Annotated in this window: 2 protein-coding genes and 1 pseudogene; all 3 read right to left on the bottom strand. The window is 25.6% G+C overall.

Features of this window, described 5'->3' with window-relative positions; genetic code table 4:
• Window positions 1-252: hypothetical protein (locus C6B38_RS03120; RefSeq protein WP_105298623.1), on the bottom strand; the 252-nt coding region annotated here is incomplete at its 3' end.
• Window positions 252-647, bottom strand: coding sequence for a hypothetical protein (locus C6B38_RS03125; RefSeq protein WP_105298624.1), 396 nt, complete (start codon window positions 645-647; stop codon window positions 252-254). The genes C6B38_RS03120 and C6B38_RS03125, both read right to left, overlap by 1 nt.
• Window positions 640-1720: pseudogene (locus tag C6B38_RS03130) on the bottom strand (hypothetical protein). The gene C6B38_RS03125 and the pseudogene C6B38_RS03130 overlap by 8 nt, the downstream one beginning before the upstream one ends.
• Window positions 1721-1723 lie beyond the last annotated feature (3 nt).

Raw genomic sequence — 1723 nt, forward strand, 5'->3', positions numbered from 1 at the left:
AATGTTTTTGAAACAATAAACCCAACATGTTTTTGAAACAATAAACCCAACAATATATAAACTTGATATCGTTAACATTAACGGATGACTAAACAAAACTGCCATTCTGCCAAATAATCAAATCAACCAAGTATCAGAATTATATAAATCCATAATAATATTTTTTGCTGATGTAAATTGATTAATAATAACAGTAATAAAACCAGTTCCAAATATCGCGATTGCCGCAACCAATAAAGCTAATTTAATCATTACTTTTTATCTCTTTTAAATTTAGTACTTCTAATATTTTTTGCTTGATATCTAATACTTTGTCGTTTAAGTTCTTTTTTAACTTGCTGCTTATTACTATTTTGATAAACATTTTTACCAACATTAATACCTTTTCGTACAGTTGACAAATATACTTGCGAAACACCATTATTAACTGTCGAACCTAAATTATTATATTGTGTTGATGTGCCGTGAATTGCATAAATCGATAACTTAATAACCATAAAAAAGATTAAAAAATAAGCAATTGACGTATTTGTCATCGGTAATTTTGTATTTCAAATTACATCAAAAATAAACAAAAATATATTAAAAACAAAACTAAAAATCTTGTCTCAATTACTATTATTATTTTCAACTAATAAATTAATCATCTTTACTATTTCCTTTCTCTTTTTTAGGTTTTAAATTCTTTTTCAAAATATCAATATCAAATAACTCCAATCGTTCTTTAACACTTAATTTTGTGATTTCTGACCAATAAATATTCTTTTTTATTAACAATTTCATCATTCTTTAAATCACGCACAAACTTTAACCATTGACTATCATACTTATTAGCGAATTCAAGGGGAATTATTATTTTAAAAAACCGAATTTCTAACCCAATATCCGACTTATGTTTTGCTCTTTTACCTTCTGCTGTTCGTTCTACTGATTTTGTTTTTCAAATTTCATAATCCGTTATATCTTGGAAAATCCCAATTCGCATAATAAAGAAACGATTAAAAAAATTAAATCTTTTTTTAAATGTAATAGTTTCGTTATCTTCATTATTTTCATTATTATTTTCTTTTTTACAACGAATTAATTTTATAATCGGCTTTTTCAATGAAATTGGAATAATAATCCCACTTGCTAACTGGCGAATATTATTTCAAATCATACCCTCACGCTGAGCAGTAAACAACGCACGATGTCCAAAATGTCTCGCTAAAACAATTCACGGTATTTTACCACTATGAACTTTTTTCTCATCATGAGGACTAGTTCCATCAATATACAAATAACTTTCATCAAATAAAATAACACTATCATCTGGGGGAACCGGTTTTGTTCKATCGGTAAAATCTAAATTTTTAAATGTTAAAACTTTAACTTTATCATCTTCTAACGGATAATTACTATAAATTTCATCTGTCAATAATTTCATAGTTTGCGACAAATAAGTTAAAAGTAATGTTTTACCAGTTCCTAACTTACCAATAATTACCGATAACGGATTATCTCAAACAAAATTCACTAACCGAAAAGCATTTAACTGATAAAAAATATTTTTTCACAATCATCACACAAAATATACACATTGCAAAGCAAATAATATTCAAAATACTAAACCAACACAATACAAAGAAATTAACCAAAGTAATAAATCAATTAAACTAAACAAAAGCATTGAACCACTAATATAACAATAGTTTTTAAAGAAAAATATAAACTTTTTCATTAT

This window comes from Spiroplasma sp. ChiS (assembly GCF_002968355.1).
GTDB classification, from domain to species: Bacteria; Bacillota_I; Bacilli_A; order Mycoplasmatales; family Mycoplasmataceae; genus Spiroplasma; species Spiroplasma citri.